The following is a 16,141-nucleotide window of genomic DNA, read 5'->3' as shown; positions in this document are numbered from 1 at the left end:
GCGCGGAGTTCGAGGGAGGCGTTCGAGGTGGGCGGCGGTGCCGTAGCGGGCAATAGCGAGGAGGACTCTCTCGGCGGCTTCCGGGTCGGCCGCCCTGGTGTTGGGCAGGTGGGAGGTGGCGTCGGCGAGCTGCTGGGAGATCCGCTCCAGGGTGGAGGTGTCGTCACCGATGACGCGGCTGATGGCCCGCACCGTGGAGTAGGTCAGCTCGTCGGCGGCGAATGCCTGGGTGATCAGTGGGAGCTTGCGGAGGGTGCGGGCGGTGCGGAGGTGTTCGTCGGCGGTGCGGATGTTCATGCCGATCTTCCACGACACCCGGTGCGCACAGGATGTGACCCCGTCACGCGCCGCCCACAGCTTCCGCGCGTCGAACTCGGCCAGGTATTGCAGAAACCGGCATTGGGCGGCGGCGATGTGACCGGCGATCCCGAGTAGCCCGACCTCCACGTCGTGATCGCTCAGAGCTGAGAAGGGGGCGGGGAAGGGGACGATGGCGCGGGCATCGGGGATTCCTCCTCACTGGGTGGTGAGGTGAGGATCCCACCCGGGTCCGACAATTTCGGGGCTGGTGGATCGGGTTCCGCGGAACCCAGCGTTGCAGGATGGCCACTTTCGTGCCGCGTGGTTGCGTGAAGGTGGCCATCTCCAATTCGAGGCGGCGGAGCGCGGATTCTGCGTCGCCACCAGGAGGCCGGCGAGGTCACGCAGCGGGTCCCGCGGAACCCGGGGTCGGTACCCACCGCTGCGGGGCCCACCTGCATCCTCGCTGCAGAACCCGCGCGCGGCCCGCAGGCGAGGCCCTCCCCCGGTCTTGACCAGTGAGTCCTATTAAGCAACTCTGGAGGTAGACCGGCAGATCGAGATCGGGGAGTGGCGCGTGAGCGGGTGGCACAAGACCGCGTGCAACCTCTGCTACGTCAACTGCGGGCTCGAGGTGCAGACCGCGGGCCGGGCGATCACCCGGGTCCGCGGGGACCGGGACAACCCCCGCTCGGCGGGCTACCTGTGCCAGAAACCCCAGCGGCTCACCTGGTACGGCGACCACGACGACCGGCTCACCACCCCGCTGCGCCGCCGCCACGACGGCACCCACGAGCCGATCGGCTGGGACGTGGCGCTCGCCGAGATCGCCGCCCGGCTGCGCGCGGTCCGGGACGCCGACACGGCCGCGGGCAGGCCCGGCTCGTTCGCCTACGTCGGCGGCGGGGGGCAGGGCAACCACTCCGGTGGCGGCTTCGGGCTCGCGCTCATGAGGTGGATGAACTCCACCCGCTTCTTCGGGGCGCTGTCGCAGGAGAAGACCGGCGACTTCTGGGTCAACGGGAAGCTGTTCGGCGCGCAGACCTGTCACACCTCCGAGGGCGTCGAGGAGTGCGACCTGCTGGTGGTGCTCGGCTGCAACCCGTGGATGGCCAACGGGTTCACCCGGGCCCGCCACGCGGTCAACGCGATCCGCAACGACCCGAACCGGAAGATGATCGTGATCGACCCGCGGCGCACCGAGACCGCGGCGATGGCCGACGTGCACCTCGCGCTGCGGCCCGGCACCGACGCCTACCTGCTCGGGGCGATCCTCGCGCTCGTCGTGGCCCGCGGCGGCGCCGACCGGGCGTTCCTCGACCGGCACACCGAGGGCTTCGAGCAGGTGGCCGCGGCGCTGCGCGCGATCCCGGTCGACGCGTGGATCACCCACGCCGAGGTCGACCGCGCCGACGTCGAGCGGGCGGTCGAGCTGATCCTCGCCGCCGGCGCGATGACGGTCCGCGCCGAGCTGGGGATCCAGCAGGGCCGCAACTCCACCCTCAACAGCTACCTGGAGAAGCTCCTGTTCCTCCTCACGGGCAACTTCGGCCGTCCGGGCACCAACGGGCTGCACTCCTGGCTGGTCCCGCTGTGGCGCGAGTCGAACGGCGAACGCTCGGAGATCACCGGCTTCGAGTACATCGGCGGCCTGCTCCCGCTCAACACGCTGGCCGAGGAGGTCCTCACCGACCACCCGCACCGGGCCCGCGTGCTGTGGGTGGAGTCGTCCAACCCGGCCAACACGGCCGCGGACACACAGGCGACCGAGCGGGCGATCCGCGAGTGCGAGCTGTCGGTCGTCGTCGACGTCGCCTACACCGAGTCCGCCGCGCTCGCCGACTACGTCCTGCCCGCCGCCTCCCAGTTCGAGAAATGGGAGTGGACGTTCTTCGACTTCGAGTGGCCGACCAACTACTTCCACCTGCGCCGCGCCGTGTTCGACCCGTTGCCCGGCACGCTGGTGGAGGCGGAGATCTACGCGCGGCTCGCCGACGAGCTCGGCTTGCTGCCCGACCGGCCGACGCTCGACCGGCTCACCGAGCTCGCGCGCACCGACCGGCCGAACCTGCTGACGCACGCCGGCCCGCTGCTACGGGAGAACCCGTCGATCGCGCCCGTGCTGCTCTACCGCACCCTCGGGCGCACCCTGCCCGACGGTGCGGCCCCGGCCGCCGTCCTGTGGCCGGGCTGCCACGCGGCCGCGGCGCGGATGCCCACCGCCGTGCAACGGGCGCTCGGAACCGACCTGACCGGCCCCGCGCTCGGTGAGGCCCTGTTCGACCGGGTGCTCGCGAGCCCCAGCGGGCTCGCCTTCAGCGTCCACACCTACGACGAGGTCTGGACGCTGATGCCCAACGAGCGCATCCGGCTCGCCGTGCCCGAGCTGCTCGACTGGCTCACCGGCCTGGACCCCCGCCGCGACGGCCCCGACCCCGACTACCCGCTGTCGCTGGTCAACGGGCAACGGCGCAGCCACAACGCCAACCAGATCCTGCGCCCGCCCGCGTGGCGGCGCACCGACCCCGACGGCGCGCTGCGGGCCCGCGCCGAGGACCTCGCCGCGATCGGCGCCACCGACGGCGACTGGGTCGCGGTCGTGAGCCGGGCCGGGCGGATCGTGGTCCGCGCCGAGGTCGACGAGACCCTGCGCCGCGGCCAGGTCGCGCTGCCGCACGGCTACGGGATGGCGGTCCCCGACGGCTGCGGTGGCCGGGTGACGCACGGCCCCCGGATCAACCTGATCACCGACGCCGCCGACCGCGACCCGATCGCAGGCACCCCCCACCACAAGGACGTGCCCGTCCGCCTGGAACGCGTGACGCCCGCCGAGCGCGCGCACGCCGAACGGGACCGTGAACGGGTCCGGCAACTGATCGAGCGAGGGAGCAGACGATGAGGGATGCGGTGATCGTCGACGCGGTGCGCACGCCCGTGGGGAAGGGCAAGCCCGGCGGGGCCCTCTCCGGCGTGCACCCGGTGGACCTGCACGCGCACGCGATCCGTGCGCTCGTCGAGCGGACCGGGATCGACCCCGCCGTGGTCGACGACGTGATCAGCGGCGCGGTCGGCCAGATCGGCGAGCAGAGCAGCAACACCGCCCGCTGGGCGGCGCTCGCGGCCGGGCTTCCCGAGTCGGTGCCCGCGGTGACCGTCGACCGGCAGTGCGGCTCGAGCCAGCAGGCGATCCACTTCGCCGCCCAGGGCGTCATCGCGGGCACCTACGACGTGGTGATCGCCTCCGGGGTCGAGTCGATGAGCCGGGTGCCGATCGGCAGCCAGGTCGCGGGGAAGGACCCGTTCGGCGCGGGCGTCGCGGACCGCTACCCCGAGGGCCTGGTGCCGCAGGGCATCAGCGCCGAGCTGATCGCGCAGCGCTGGAACCTCTCCCGGACCCGGCTCGACGAGTTCGCCGCCGAGAGCCACCGGCGCGCGGCGACCGCGTGGGACGAGGGCCGCTTCGCCGGCGAGGTCGCGCCGCTGAAGGCGCCGTCCGACGGCACGCTCGTCGAGGTCACCCGGGACGAGTCGGTTCGGCCCACGACCTCGGTGGAGGTGCTGGCCGGGCTGAAGCCCGCGTTCCGGGCCGAGGTGTGGGAGCAGCGGTTCCCGGACCTGGAGTGGAGAGTGACCGCGGGCAACTCCTCGCCGATCAACGACGGCGCCGCCGCGGTGCTGATCACCAGCAGCGAGGCCGCGGCGCGGCTGGGCCTGCGCCCGCGGGCCCGCGTGCACGCCATGGCCGTCGCCGGCGACGACCCGCTGCTCATGCTGACCGGCATCATCCCCGCGACCCGGAAGGTGCTCGACCGCGCGGGGCTCTCGATCGCCGACATCGACGCGTTCGAGGTGAACGAGGCGTTCGCGAGCGTCGTGCTGGCCTGGCAGGCCGCGACCGGGGCGGACCTGGCCAAGGTCAACGTCCACGGCGGGGCAACCGCGATCGGCCACCCGCTCGGCGCGAGCGGCGCCCGCCTCATGACCACCCTGCTGTCGGTGCTCGAGCAGCACGGCGGCCGGTACGGGCTGCAGACCATGTGCGAGGCGGGCGGGCTCGCCAACGCCACGATCATCGAGCGCCTGTAGCTCGACGCCGCACCGTCGCCGCCTTCCGGCCAACGCGCTGTTCGTCGGGAGGGTGAGCGGCGCAGGAACGCTCTGAGAGGCTGCCGTCATGAAGCGGACCTCCTTCGCCACCTGGCCCTGTTCGATCGCCCGGACGGTGGACCTCTTGGGCGACTGGTGGACGCCGCTCGTGCTCCGCGAGGTGTTCTACGGGTTCCACCGCTTCGACGAGATCCAGGAGGCGCTCGGCATCGCCCGCAACACCCTCACCGACCGCCTGCGCCGCCTGGTGGACGAGGGCCTGCTGGAGAAGCGCCCGTACCAGCGCGATCCGGTGCGCCACGACTACGTGCTCACCGACAAGGGCCGGGACTTCTTCACGGTGATCGCCGCCATGACGCGGTGGGGTGACCGGTGGCTCGCCGACGAGGCGGGGCCGCCGGTCACCTTCCACCACCGCAGGTGCGGGCACGACACCCACGCCGAGGTCGTGTGCGCGCACTGCAAGGAGCCGCTGGAGGCGGACGACACCGACATGCGGATGGGGCCCGGCTACCCGCGGCGGCTCGCGCACCGGCCGGACGTGCAGCGCCGGTTCGGGCTCGCGCCGCCTACGTCTTCTGTCGCGGCGCAGGATCGTCCCAAGCGCGGCTGACCGGGCGTTTGCGCTGCTCTACGGTTTTCCAGCAAGCGCGTGACCGGTGATCGTGGGCGAGGGTGTCCACGACGGAGCGAGGAGCGCGGCTGTGCTGACCGTGACCACCAAGGGCGTCGCGCCTGCAGACCAGCCCGACTACTGGCAGTCGGTGGTGCAGCGGTACTTCTTCGCCGTCCACGGCACCAGCCTGGTGCCGAAGCGCAACGGCTTCGCCGGCCGGATGGACCGGCTCGCCTTCGGTGGGTTGTCGATCGACCGGGTCGCCGCGCAGCCGTACCGCGTCGTGCGGTCCGACCGGCTGGTCCGGCGGGAGCCCAGCGACACGCTGGTGATGTTCGTGCTCCGCCGCGGGGAGGTGGCCGTCGCCCAGGACGGGCGGGCCGCCCCGCTGCGCAAACCGGGGGAGTTCGCGATCGTCGACTCCGCGGCGGCGTACACGGCGGAGTTCGTGACGCCCTGCCAGCTGACGATGATCCAGATCCCGCGGGCGTGGATCGGGCCGCGGCTGCGGGCGCTCGGCGACCGGACCGCGACGGCCCTGGACGGGCGGGCCGGGCTCGCCGGCCTCGCCGTGTCCACCCTGCTCGCCCTGCGCGTCCACGCGGCCGACCGCGACGACGACCTGGCGTGCGCCGCGGCGAAGAACGCCGTGGAGCTCACCACCGCGGCGGTGCTCGAACGGGGCGGGGAGACCGCCGAGCGGCACTCGCCGCGGTCGGCGATCCTGCACCGGGCCCAGCGGTACATGCTCGACCACCTGGCCGACCCCGACCTCGCGCCCGCCCAGGTCGCGGCCGCGATCCCGATCTCCGAGCGGTACCTGTTCACCGCGTTCCGCGAGGCGGGCACGACGCCGGTCGAGTGGCTGCGCCGGGCCCGCCTCGAGCGGGCCAGGGCCTACCTCGCGCAGGTGGGCGGGCCCGGGGAGGCCATGACGATCCAGCAGGTCGCGAACGCGGTCGGCCTGCCCCGGGCGTCGCACTTCAGCCGGCTGTTCCGGGAGCGGTACGGGGTGAGCCCGCGGGAGTACCGGGCGGGGCGGACACAGCGCTAGCCGGGATCACACAGCGCTAGCCGGGATCACAGCGCTAGCCGGCCACGTAGACGATCGAGTTCTTGTCGCCGGTGATGGCGAACGTCCCGGGAGGCACGAACTCGACGGCCACCCGGACCCGCAGCCGCTCGCGGACGGCCCCCTCGATCCGGGCCCTCAGGTCGGCCAGCGCCGCGTCGTCGAGGGGCTTCGTCGCCTGCACCTCGAGCGGGATCGGGTCGTCGAAGCGGACCTGCTCGGCCGACGCCTTGCGGATCCGGACCACCTCGTGCACCGCACCCCCCGCCGCGCCCAGCGCCACCTCGCGGATCGCGGAGGGGAAGACGTTCATCGCCTTGTAGATGAGCATGTCGTCGGTGCGCCCGACGCAGCGGATCCGCGGGGTCCGCCGACCGCAGGCGCAGCCCATCCCGGTGACGACCGCGTGGTCGCGGGAGCGGAACCGCAGCACCGGCGTGGCCTCGCGGCGGATCGTGGTGTAGACGAGCTCGCCGCTCGCGCCGTCCTCCCAGGCCAGCTGCGCGCCCGAGTCCGGGTCGACGAGCTCGACCAGCACGTCCCGCACCGGGGTGAAGTGCATGCCCGCCCCGGCCTCGCACTCCGCCCAGATCCCGGGCAGCACGTCGCCGAGCCCCATGACCTCGCTGATGCGGGTGGCGCCCCACTTGTCCATCACGCCCGCCCGCACCTCGGGCAGTCCCATGCCGGGCTCGCCGCCGGAGACGATCGTGCGCACGCCGAGCTCGCGCGCCGGCCTGCCGAGGACCTCCTCCACCCGGTCGGCGAACATCGCGACGAACGACGCCGTCGCGACCAGGGTGTCGACCCGCAGCCGCTCGAGGGTGCCGACCATGCGCGGGGTGGTCTGTCCGCCGAACCACACCAGCGCGGCGCCGGTGCGGCGGATGCCGTCGGCGTACGGGATGCCGCCCGCCACCATGGGCATCCCGGTCGAGAGCCCCGCGACCGAGCCCGGCCCGAGGCCCGCGGTGGAGTAGAACGCGCCGATGGCGTCGGTCCAGGCCTCCCGGTCGGCGCGGGTGAGGCCGAAGTACACCGGCGTGCCGGTCGTGCCGGACGAGGAGATCACCTGCTCGATCTGCTCGGTGTCGACGGCCTGCTGGCGGCCCAGGATCGCCCCGGTCACCCGCTGCGCCTGGCCCGCGCGCAGGTCGTCCTTGGTCGTGAACGGCAGGTCCTGCAGCCGCGCGAGCTCGTCGACGCCGTCGGGGTCGGTGTCCGCCAGCCGCTCGGCGTACAGCTGCGAGCGGTCGCGCAGGCGCCGCACCAGGTCGGGCAGGACCTTCGCCTGCCGCGCCTGCAGCTCACCCCAGTCGTCGGCCTCCTCCGGGTACCAGTGCCGGGCCGGAGCGGTCATCGTCCTCCCTCCGCGTGCAGCGACCGCACCCGCGCGGCCACCTCCTTCGGGTCCGCCGTCGCGGGCAGCTCCGTCGTCGTCGTCACCAACCGCCCCGCCGCCGGGGACCCCGCCACGAACTCCTCGCCGGTCGGGCCGCTCACCGGCCCCGACTCCCCGGGCAGGACCTCCACCAGCGCGAGGTCGAAGAAGCCGCACAGCCCGGGCACGACGCCCGCCCGGTCGCCGTCGCCGACGCGCAGCACCACGTCCGGCTCGGCGGCCCCGACCGCCCGCAGCACCGCCCCGACCGCGTCGTCGGCCCACTCCTCGCCGACCGCGGGCCCGAGGGACGCGGCGAGCGAGGCGGCGGTCGGGACGGCCACCGCCGTGTGCACCCCGCTCGCGGTGAGGGTTCTCAGGCGCGCCACGAGGCCCTCCAGGAAGCCGGTCGCGGGCGCGGTCGCCACCGCGTCGACGTCGGGCGGGGCGGACAGCGGGCGCCGCGCCCGGTGGTCTGCGGCCGCGGCGGCGACCGGCGCGCCGGGCATGCCGGCCCCGCGCACGGCCCACGCGACCGCCTCGACCGGGGCGGCGACCACGACGTCCAGGTCGTACAGCTTCACCGCGGCGGTCAGCGCACGCGCGGCGGCGTCCGGGTCGCCGAGCGCCGCCGCCTCGGGCAGCTGCTCGAGCGCGGCGGCGTGCCAGAACCCCAGCGGCCCCACCAGGCGCCGCCCGGCGCGCGCGAGCAGGTCGTCGAGCGTCGGCATCAGTACCGCTCCAGCGGACGCTCCCGCACCCCGTCCGGCCAGGACCCGAAGTAGGTCAGCGTGTGCTCCGGCGGGCGCAGCGTCGACCACTCCTCCAGGAACTGCGCCCACGGCTTGCCGCGGGCCAGCCGCTCGGCGCGGGCCTCGTCGCGCGCGGCCCGTGTCGCCTCCTCGTCGACGAGGAAGGTCTCCGGGTCGTACACCACGCGGTGGATGGTGCGCGCGGTCCAATCGCTGACCGCCCCGTTGCGCACGTCCTGCACGACGAGCGCGGGGTCGCGGGCGAGCGGGTCGCCGTAGCCGCCGCCCCCGCCGGTGGTGGCGACGATGACGTCGCCCTCCACCGCCGGCCGGGTGGCCCGGTTGGTGTGCTCGAAGTGGTACTCACCCTTGATCGCGCGCCGGGTGGCGAGCTCGACGGTGTCGCGGGGCAGGTCGGGGTCGCCGCGGCGCAGCTTCTCCACCACGTCGGTGTTCGTGATGCTGATCCCGGGGGCCGAGGCGGCCGGGTAGCCGCCGAACACCCCGAGCGTGGTCGGGGCGTAGCTGCACGTCGCGTACACGGTCCACACGGCGAACGGCACGTTCCACACCACGAGCGCGGTCTCCGTGCCCATCCCGCCGCGGAAGGTCCCCGCGCCGCCGCTGTCGGTGCGCAGCCGGAAGTACAGGCGCAGGAACTGCTGCTCGAGCTCGCTGTCCTCGGTGTCCGGGGCGCGGGTCGAGTGCCCGTAGGCGAAGCCGTACGCGTCGACCCCGTCGCGGTCCTGGCGGGCGCCGTGGCCGTCGGTGTTGAGCAGCGCGTTGTCCAGCTCGGCGAGCGGGACGCCGTGCTGGTTCGGGCCGGCGATCAGCGGCGTGCACGGCTGGCAGCAGATGTTGCCGGTCACCTGCGGGCGGTCCTCGCTGGAGAACATCATCCGCGCGAACACCTGCTGCACCACCGAGACGGTCAGCGAGTTGATCATCGGGCTGGAGCTGATCGCCGCGTCCGGGTGGGCGTTGAGCACCGTGCCCTCGGGCACGATCCAGGTGAACGGGGCGAGCGCCCCGTTGGAGACCGGCAGGTCGTGGAACGGGAACGCGTACATCGTCACCGCGGCGTGCGCCGCGACGATGTGCGGGAAGCAGTTGTACGGTCCGTCGTTCTCCGGCGACGTGCCGGTGAAGTCGAAGACGATCTCCGATCCCCGCTTCGTCGCGGTGAGGCAGCCGCGGACCAGGCAGGAGGTCCGCCCGATCGTGTCCAGGAACGCGGTCGCCCGGTACACGCCGTCCTTCCAGCGGCTGATGCGCCGGCGGGTGGCTCGCTCGGCCTCGACGACGAGCTTGGCCAGCAGGCCGCGGACGAAGTCGTTGCCGCGGTCCTCGGCGAGCTCCACGATCCGCCGCCGCAGCCGGTCGCACCCGGTGATGCGGGCCCGGACGTCGACGGCCTGCATGCGCGGTGCCCGGGAGGTGAAGTTCTCCATCATGTCGAGCATGTCGTCGCGCACGCGGAAGTTCTCCCCGATCTTGATCGGGGTGAGCTTCATGCCCTCGTCGTGGCGGGAGCGGGCGGTGAGCGGCATGCCGCCCGGCTCGACCGCGCCCGTCTCCGGGTTGTGCGTCAGCGCCGCGACCCACGCGATCAGCTGGCCGTCGTGGAAGACCGGCATGAAGGCCATCTGGTCGGGGTTGTGGATGCCGCCGTAGCGGGCCTCGTTGACGTAGAAGATGTCGCCGTTGCGCACCCCGACGGTGGGGTTCGCGTAGTACTTGTGCATCACGAACTTCACCGGGAGCATCGCCGTGACGCAGTGCAGGTAGGTGCCCGCGGAGGCGTTGGCGAGGTCGCCGTTGGCGGTGTACACGGCCACGATGAGGTCGCCGGCGCGCAGCATCCCGGTCACGCCGCTGCGCACGAACACCTCGCGGGCTTCCTCGAGGACGTTGCGCAGCTTCTCGTCGTAGATCTCGTAGTCGCCGGGCCGAAGCGACTCCATGCACCGGCGGGCGAGGTCCGACAGCGGCTCCGGCTTCGTCCACTCGATCATCGTCGAGGGGCTGATCGTGATCGGGGTGACCCGCAGGTGCTCGGCGACCTCGGCGGCGGTCTCGGGGACGGTCGCGGTCATGCCTGCTCCTTGCCGTCGGCCGTGATGACGTAGTTGAGGTGCTCGTCGACCTCGAGGGAGAAGCCCGGTTCGACGACCACGGTCGTGTAGGGCGCCTCGACGATCCCCGGCCCGCGGAAGCGGTTGCCCGGCTTGAGCAGCTCCTGGGAGTAGACGGGGGTCTCGGCGTCGCCGTCGGCCCAGTGCACGGTGCGGGTGCCGGTCTGCGCCGCCGACGGGTCGGGCCCGTCGAGCGGGTGCACCGGCAGCTCCCACTCCGGCGGCGCCGTCTGCGCCCGCAGCACGAAGTTGTGGATCTCCACCCCGCCCTGCGGGAACACGTTGAACGGGCTGAACACCTCGGCGTACTCGGCGGCGAACCGCTCGTACACCGCGCGGACGTCCGCCTCGCCGGTCAGGTGCAGCACCGGCGACGAGGCGCGGTGGACGTGGAACTGGCCGCCGAACTTCATGTCCAGCTCCAGCGAGAACGACGCCTCGTCGGGGTCGTAGCCCTCGCCGCGCAGGTCGCGCCGCGCCTGCGCGATCAGGGTGTCGACGGCCTCGTTGAACGCGGCGTGGTCGGTGAGCGGGCGCTGGTCGCCGGGCGAGAGCAGCTCCAGCCGGCGCGACAGCTCGTAGATGTGGACCACCGGCATCGTCGACGACCCCCACGCGCAGAACACGGGCGAGGTCGGCAGCACGTAGATCCGAGAGATGCCCAGGTGGCCGCCGAAGCCGGTGCAGTGGGTCGGCCCGGCGCCGCCGAACGCCATGAGGACGAAGTCCTTCGGGTCGTAGCCGCGCAGCAGCGTCTCGCGGGCGATGACGTTCGCCATGTTGCCGTCGACGATCCGGCGGATGCGCCGCGCGGCCTCGACCACGCTGATGCCGAGCGGGTCGGCGATGTGCGTGCGGATCGCCTCCTCGGCGAGGCGGGGCTGCAACCGCAGGTTCCCGCCGAAGTACTTGTCGGGGTCGATGAGCCCGAGCACCAGGTCGGCGTCGGTGACGGTCGGTTCCCGCCCGCCGAGGCCGTACGCGGCGGGGCCCGGGAGCGACCCCGCGCCGCGCGGCCCGACCTCGAGGCGGTTGCCGACCGCGGTGTTGACCCAGGCGATCGAGCCGCCGCCCGCGCCGATCGACCGCGTCTGCAGGATGGTCATGTCCACCCAGAACTGGTCGATGACCGGGCGGAACTCGTAGGTCCGGGTCGACCCGTCGACGATCACGCCGAGGTCGAAGCTCGTGCCGCCCATGTCGGCGACGATCACGTTCTTGTGCCCGAGCCGCCGCCCGATCGCGGCCCCGCCGATCAGGCCGGCCACCGGGCCGCCGTTGAACGTCTCGACCGCGGCGGTGCGGTACACCTCGGCCATGCCGCCGGTGTTGTGCACCATCATGATCCCGCGCTCGTAGCCGCGGGCCCGCAGGTCGTCGTTCATGCCCGCGAGCTCCTCCCACATCGCCTGGTGGAGGTAGGCGTTGAGGAGGGTGGTGTTGGTGCGGGTGTACTCCCAGCGCTTCGGCAGCACCTCGCTGGCCAGCATGATCGGCACGGCCCCGAGGTAGGCCTCCGGGTACTCGGTCTCGATCAGCTCGCGGATCCGCCGCTCGTGGACCGGGTTGAGGTAGCCGTAGAGCAGCGACACCACGAACCCGCGCACGCCCTGGTCGACCAGCTCGCGCAGCCGCGCGAGGAAGTGCTCCTCGTCGAGGGGTTGCACGACCCGGCCGAAGCAGTCGATGCGCTCCCGGACCCCGACGACCAGCGAGCGGTCGACGAGCGGCACCGGCTTGTCGATCTGGGCGACGTTGCGCAGATCCTGGGGCGTGGTCGAGTCGGCCCACGAGGCGGCGCGGGCGATGCGCAGCACGTCCTCGTGCCCGGCGGTGGTGATCAGCGCCAGCCGGGGGCCGTTGCGCTGGATCAGGGTGTTCATCGCGACGGTCGTCGAGTACCGGACGATGTCGGTGCGCCGCAGCAGCTCCTCGACCGTGAGGCCGAACTCGGACGCCGCCTGCTGCACGGTCTTCATGAACCCGAGCGCGAGGCGGTGCTTCGTGGTCGGCGTCTTGACCGCGGCGGTGCGGCCGTCGTCGAGGGTGACGAGGCAGTCGGTGAACGTCCCGCCGATGTCGACGTCCATGGTCGCGCCCATCAGCGCGTCACCCCCGGGTCCGCGCCCCGCCCGCCGGCGGCGAGCCCGTCGAGGTCGAGCTCGATGTCGTGGGTGATCGGGTGGCCGGGCGGGAGCACCTCGACCTCGATCAGCCAGCCGCAGCCTGGGCAGTAGAACTCGACGAGGCGGCACCAGTCGCGGTTGTAGCTGAAGGTGACCTCTTCCTGGACGTGCGGCTGCCAGATCTCCTCCGGGTCGCGCGCGGCGACGAGGCAGCCCTGCTTGTAGTTGGCCTCGGCGGCGCCGAGGTCGGCGCCGCAGTGGTGGCAGGACCACCGCCGCGCCTCGACGTCGACGTCGAGGTTCTCCGTGACCTGCATCTTCACCGGGCCATCAACCTCGCTTCCCCCATGGAACCGATGTGCGCCGCGTATCCCGGCGGCACGGCGAGCGTCGTCTCGTCCGTCTCGAGGACGGCGGGACCGCGGATCGTCGAGCCCGCGGCGAGCGCGGTCCACGCGAACACCGGGGTGGTCCGGGCCCCGTCCGGCCACCGGACCTCGCGGTGGGCCACCGGCTCCGGCGGCGCGTCACCGGCGCTGGGGAACCGCGCGCGCCTGCCCCGGGTCGAGGCGATCAGGCGCACCACGCGGGGCCGCTCGCCGTCGGGGGTCCGTTCCACCCGGCCGTCGACCACCCGGACGCGGCCGGTGTCGTCGACGATCTCGGTCTCCTCGGCGAAGTGGACCGCCTCCGGTCCGAACCCCTCCGCGCGCATGTCGGCGAGCGCGCGTTCGCGCAGCGCCGCGAGGTCCGCCTCGAGCGCGGGGGAGCTGCTCGACGCCTCGTAGGCGTGCCGGACGTCGAGCTGGGACAGGCCGAACGCGCTGAACACCGGGCTCACCGGGAACGCGACGGTGTCGTACGACCGGTCCGCTCGGCCGAACGCCCGGTCCACGGCGCAGGCGAGCATCCCGCCCGCGCCCCCGGTCGCGAACAGCGAGACGGGTCCGTCCGGGCCGGCACCGCCGCCCGCGACCCGCAGCCGGTCCCGGATCGCGTCGGCGATCAGCTCCCCGGCGCGCGCGACGATCCGCGTCGCGAGGTCGTCGACGCCCCAGCCGGCGGGCTGGGCGAGCTTCTCCAGCGCGGCCTCGGCGGCGGCCGGGTCGAGCCGCTTGCGGCCGCCGAGGAAGTGGGCGGGGTCGAACAGGCCGAGGTGGCAGACGGCGTCGGTGACCGTGGCCTGGTCGCCGCCGAGCCCGAAGCACGCGGGCCCGGGCTGGGCGCCCGCGCTGTCCGGGCCGAGGGTGAGCTCGCCGTCGACGATCCGCGCGATGCTGCCGCCGCCGATCGGGGCGGAGACCAGCGAGAGCGCGGGCAGGGCGACCTCGATCCCCTCGATGCTCGGCTGGACCTCGTAGCGCCACCGCCCGTCGACGACGACGCAGATGTCGGTGCTGGTGCCGCCGACGTCGAACCCGACGGCCACCGGGATCTCCCGCGCGGCGGCGAGCGTGGCCGTCGCCGCGACCCCGCCTGCCGGGCCGGACCCCCACGTGCGCAGCGCCGAGGTCTTGGCCACCCGGGACGTCCCGCCGCTCGCGTCGGCGACCAGCAGGGGACGGGCGTAGCCGTCGGCGCGCAGCGCGTCCTCCAGCCGGTACAGGAAGCTGCTCATCACCGGGTGCAGGTAGGCCGACAGCACCGCGGTCTGCACGCGGAGGCGCTCGTCGTCGACCGGGGTGACCTGGTGCGAGGGCAGCACCGGCACCGCGCCGAGGTAGTGGCGTGGGTAGGACTCGCCGATGACCGCCCGGACCGCCCGCTCCCGGTCCGCGAGGTGCGGCCCGCCGGACAGCGCGATCACCAGCACCCGGGCGCCCCGCTCCAGGAGGTGCCGCACCGCCGCCCGGATGCCGTCGGGGTCGGCGCCGTCGTCGCCGATCGGCGCGATCAGCTCCCGCTCGAGCGGGAGGCCGGGGCTCAGCCGCTCGGCCGCCCGCGAGGCGCCCTCACCGAGCAGGAGCCCGACCGCCGGCCCCGAGCGGTTGATCAGCGTGTTCGTCCCGACCGTCGTGGACAGCCGGAACGCCGCGGTCGAGCGCAGCAGCTCTGGCCGCGACAGGCCCAGCCGCTCCGCGGCGCGGTCGACGCACGCGAGCACGCCCGTGGCCAGGTCGTACGGCGTGGTGTCGGTCTTCACCGCGACCACCCGGTCGGCGCCGGCCACGTAGCCGTCGGTGAACGTCCCGCCCGTGTCGATCTCGATCGTGTAGCCGGTGTCCGCACGAGCCGCATCGCCCATGGGTGCCGCCGCTCCTCCCCGTCGAGTGGGTCGCGACGGAGCCTAGGAAGCGGCCTCGGGCGGAGTCTTCTCCCTCACTGCACTCCGTTGTCACCTGGCTGCACCGAACGCGAGCGGTCAGCCGAGCAGGAGGTTGGGCAGCCAGGTCACCAGCCCCGGTACCAGGGCGAGCAGGAGCAGCACGGCGAGCATCGCGCCGAAGAACGGCAGGACGGCGACGCTGAGCCGGCCGAACGGGACCCCGCTGGTCTTCGTGATCACGTACAACAACGCCCCGACCGGCCAGGTCAGGAGCCCCATCATCAGGTTGACCACCACGATCACGCCGAAGTGGATGGGGTCGATCCCGAGGTCCTCGGCCACCGGGAGCAGGATCGGCAGGAAGATCAAGATCGCGGGCACCGCGTCCATCGGCATCCCGACGATCAGGAAGAACAGCATCGCGAGCAGCAGGAACGCGACCGGGCCGACGTCGAGCGCCCCGACGAGCTCGGTGACGTTCTCGCTCAGCCCGCCCACGGTGAGCACGTGGGAGAACGTGCCCACGACCGCGAACAGGATCATGATCGTCGCGCTGTTCACCGCGCTGCTGCGAAACAGCGGGAACAGGTCGCGGAAGGTGATCGTGCGGTAGACGACCACCCCGAGGAACAGCACGTAGGTGGCGGCGAGGATGGCGATCTCGGTGACCGTCGCGAAGCCGGTGATGATGCCGACGACCAGCAGCAGCGGCGCGAGCAGGGCGGGCAGGGCCCGGCCGAGCAGGGGGAGCAGCGGGGTCTGCGTGTAGGCCTCCGGGCGGGCCTCGGGCAGCTTCCCGCGGCCGCCGTGCCACATGATCAGCAGGATCATGGCGGCCGCGAGGAGCAGCGCGGGCACGACCCCGCCGAGGAACAGCTTCCCGATCGACAGGTGCGTCACGAGCGCGACGAAGATCATCGGGATGCTGGGTGGGAAGATCGGCCCGATGATCGGGGCGCTCGCGTTGATCGCCGCGGCGTAGGTGGGGCTGTAGCCCTCCTTGCGCATCGCCGGGAGCATCACCGACGAGACGGCTGCGGCGTCGGCCGGTGCGCTGCCCGAGACCCCGGATATGCCGATGTTGGCCCCGACGGTCGCGTACGCGAGCCCGCCCCGGAACCGCCCGAGGAAGTACATGAGCAGCGCGACCATCCGGTCGGTGAGGCCGGCGCGGTTGAGCAGCTCCCCGGTGAGGATGAAGAACGGGATGGCGAGCAGCTCGAAGTTGCCCACCCCGTCGGCCATCGCGGTCGGCAGGTCGGTCGCGTCACCGAGGCCGAGGACGGCGAGCGCCACCAGACCCGCGGCGCCCATCGACACCCAGACCGACAGGCCGAGCGCCATGAACGCGAAGAGCGCTCCGAACAGGATCAGGACGTCCACGGA

Annotated in this window: 12 protein-coding genes; 4 read left to right on the top strand and 8 right to left on the bottom strand. The window is 73.2% G+C overall.

The features are described from left to right. A partial coding sequence (locus tag VKZ81_RS11560; protein ID WP_324241493.1) for a DUF222 domain-containing protein occupies window positions 1-447 on the bottom strand: 447 nt, incomplete at its 3' end. Between the two features lie 430 nt (window positions 448-877). On the opposite strand from VKZ81_RS11560, the gene VKZ81_RS11555 reads away from it, so the two are divergent. From VKZ81_RS11555 to VKZ81_RS11540, 4 genes are all read left to right on the top strand, one after another. Continuing rightward, entirely contained in the window at window positions 878-3,199 is a 2,322-nt protein-coding gene (locus tag VKZ81_RS11555; protein WP_324241492.1) for a molybdopterin-dependent oxidoreductase, read from the top strand. Continuing rightward, window positions 3,196-4,386 carry a thiolase family protein gene (locus VKZ81_RS11550; protein WP_324241491.1) on the top strand — a complete coding sequence of 397 codons (1,191 nt, stop codon included), beginning with the start codon at window positions 3,196-3,198 and terminating at the stop codon, window positions 4,384-4,386. The genes VKZ81_RS11555 and VKZ81_RS11550 overlap by 4 nt, the downstream gene beginning before the upstream one ends. Window positions 4,387-4,474: 88 nt before the next feature. Then, window positions 4,475-5,020, top strand: coding sequence for a winged helix-turn-helix transcriptional regulator (locus tag VKZ81_RS11545; protein ID WP_324241490.1), 546 nt, complete (start codon window positions 4,475-4,477; stop codon window positions 5,018-5,020). 91 nt (window positions 5,021-5,111) lie between these two features. Then, complete coding sequence (locus tag VKZ81_RS11540; RefSeq protein WP_324241489.1) at window positions 5,112-6,077, top strand: helix-turn-helix domain-containing protein; 966 nt, start codon at window positions 5,112-5,114, stop codon at window positions 6,075-6,077. 34 nt (window positions 6,078-6,111) lie between these two features. Here VKZ81_RS11540 and VKZ81_RS11535 read toward each other — a convergent pair whose 3' ends face one another. From VKZ81_RS11535 to VKZ81_RS11505, 7 genes are all read right to left on the bottom strand, one after another. Then, entirely contained in the window at window positions 6,112-7,455 is a 1,344-nt protein-coding gene (locus tag VKZ81_RS11535) for a phenylacetate--CoA ligase family protein (RefSeq protein WP_324241488.1), read from the bottom strand. Then, window positions 7,452-8,207 (bottom strand): hypothetical protein, encoded by a 756-nt coding sequence (locus VKZ81_RS11530; RefSeq protein WP_324241487.1) that lies wholly within the window; start codon window positions 8,205-8,207, stop codon window positions 7,452-7,454. Before VKZ81_RS11530 ends, VKZ81_RS11535 begins: the two co-directional genes overlap by 4 nt. Continuing rightward, window positions 8,207-10,324, bottom strand: coding sequence for a hydantoinase B/oxoprolinase family protein (locus VKZ81_RS11525; RefSeq protein WP_324241486.1), 2,118 nt, complete (start codon window positions 10,322-10,324; stop codon window positions 8,207-8,209). The genes VKZ81_RS11530 and VKZ81_RS11525 overlap by 1 nt, the downstream gene beginning before the upstream one ends. Further along, window positions 10,321-12,465: a hydantoinase/oxoprolinase family protein gene (locus VKZ81_RS11520; protein ID WP_324241485.1), complete on the bottom strand. Its 2,145-nt coding sequence runs from the start codon at window positions 12,463-12,465 to the stop codon at window positions 10,321-10,323. Before VKZ81_RS11520 ends, VKZ81_RS11525 begins: the two co-directional genes overlap by 4 nt. Next, window positions 12,465-12,806, bottom strand: a complete 342-nt coding sequence (locus VKZ81_RS11515) for an acetone carboxylase subunit gamma (RefSeq protein ID WP_324241494.1) — start codon at window positions 12,804-12,806, stop codon at window positions 12,465-12,467. The genes VKZ81_RS11520 and VKZ81_RS11515 overlap by 1 nt, the downstream gene beginning before the upstream one ends. 2 nt (window positions 12,807-12,808) lie before the next feature. Further along, on the bottom strand, window positions 12,809-14,734 hold the full coding sequence (locus VKZ81_RS11510; protein WP_324241484.1) for a hydantoinase/oxoprolinase family protein: 1,926 nt from the start codon (window positions 14,732-14,734) through the stop codon (window positions 12,809-12,811). A gap of 117 nt (window positions 14,735-14,851) precedes the next feature. Continuing rightward, a complete protein-coding gene (locus VKZ81_RS11505; RefSeq protein ID WP_324241483.1) occupies window positions 14,852-16,138 on the bottom strand; it encodes a TRAP transporter large permease in 1,287 nt (428 codons plus the stop codon). Window positions 16,139-16,141: the final 3 nt, after the last annotated feature.

Origin of the sequence: Pseudonocardia sp. (assembly GCF_035305885.1) — a bacterium.
Taxonomy (GTDB): domain Bacteria; phylum Actinomycetota; class Actinomycetes; order Mycobacteriales; family Pseudonocardiaceae; genus Pseudonocardia.
The sequence above is the reverse complement of the archived record's forward strand: the minus strand, read 5'-3'. Positions and strand labels throughout refer to the sequence as shown.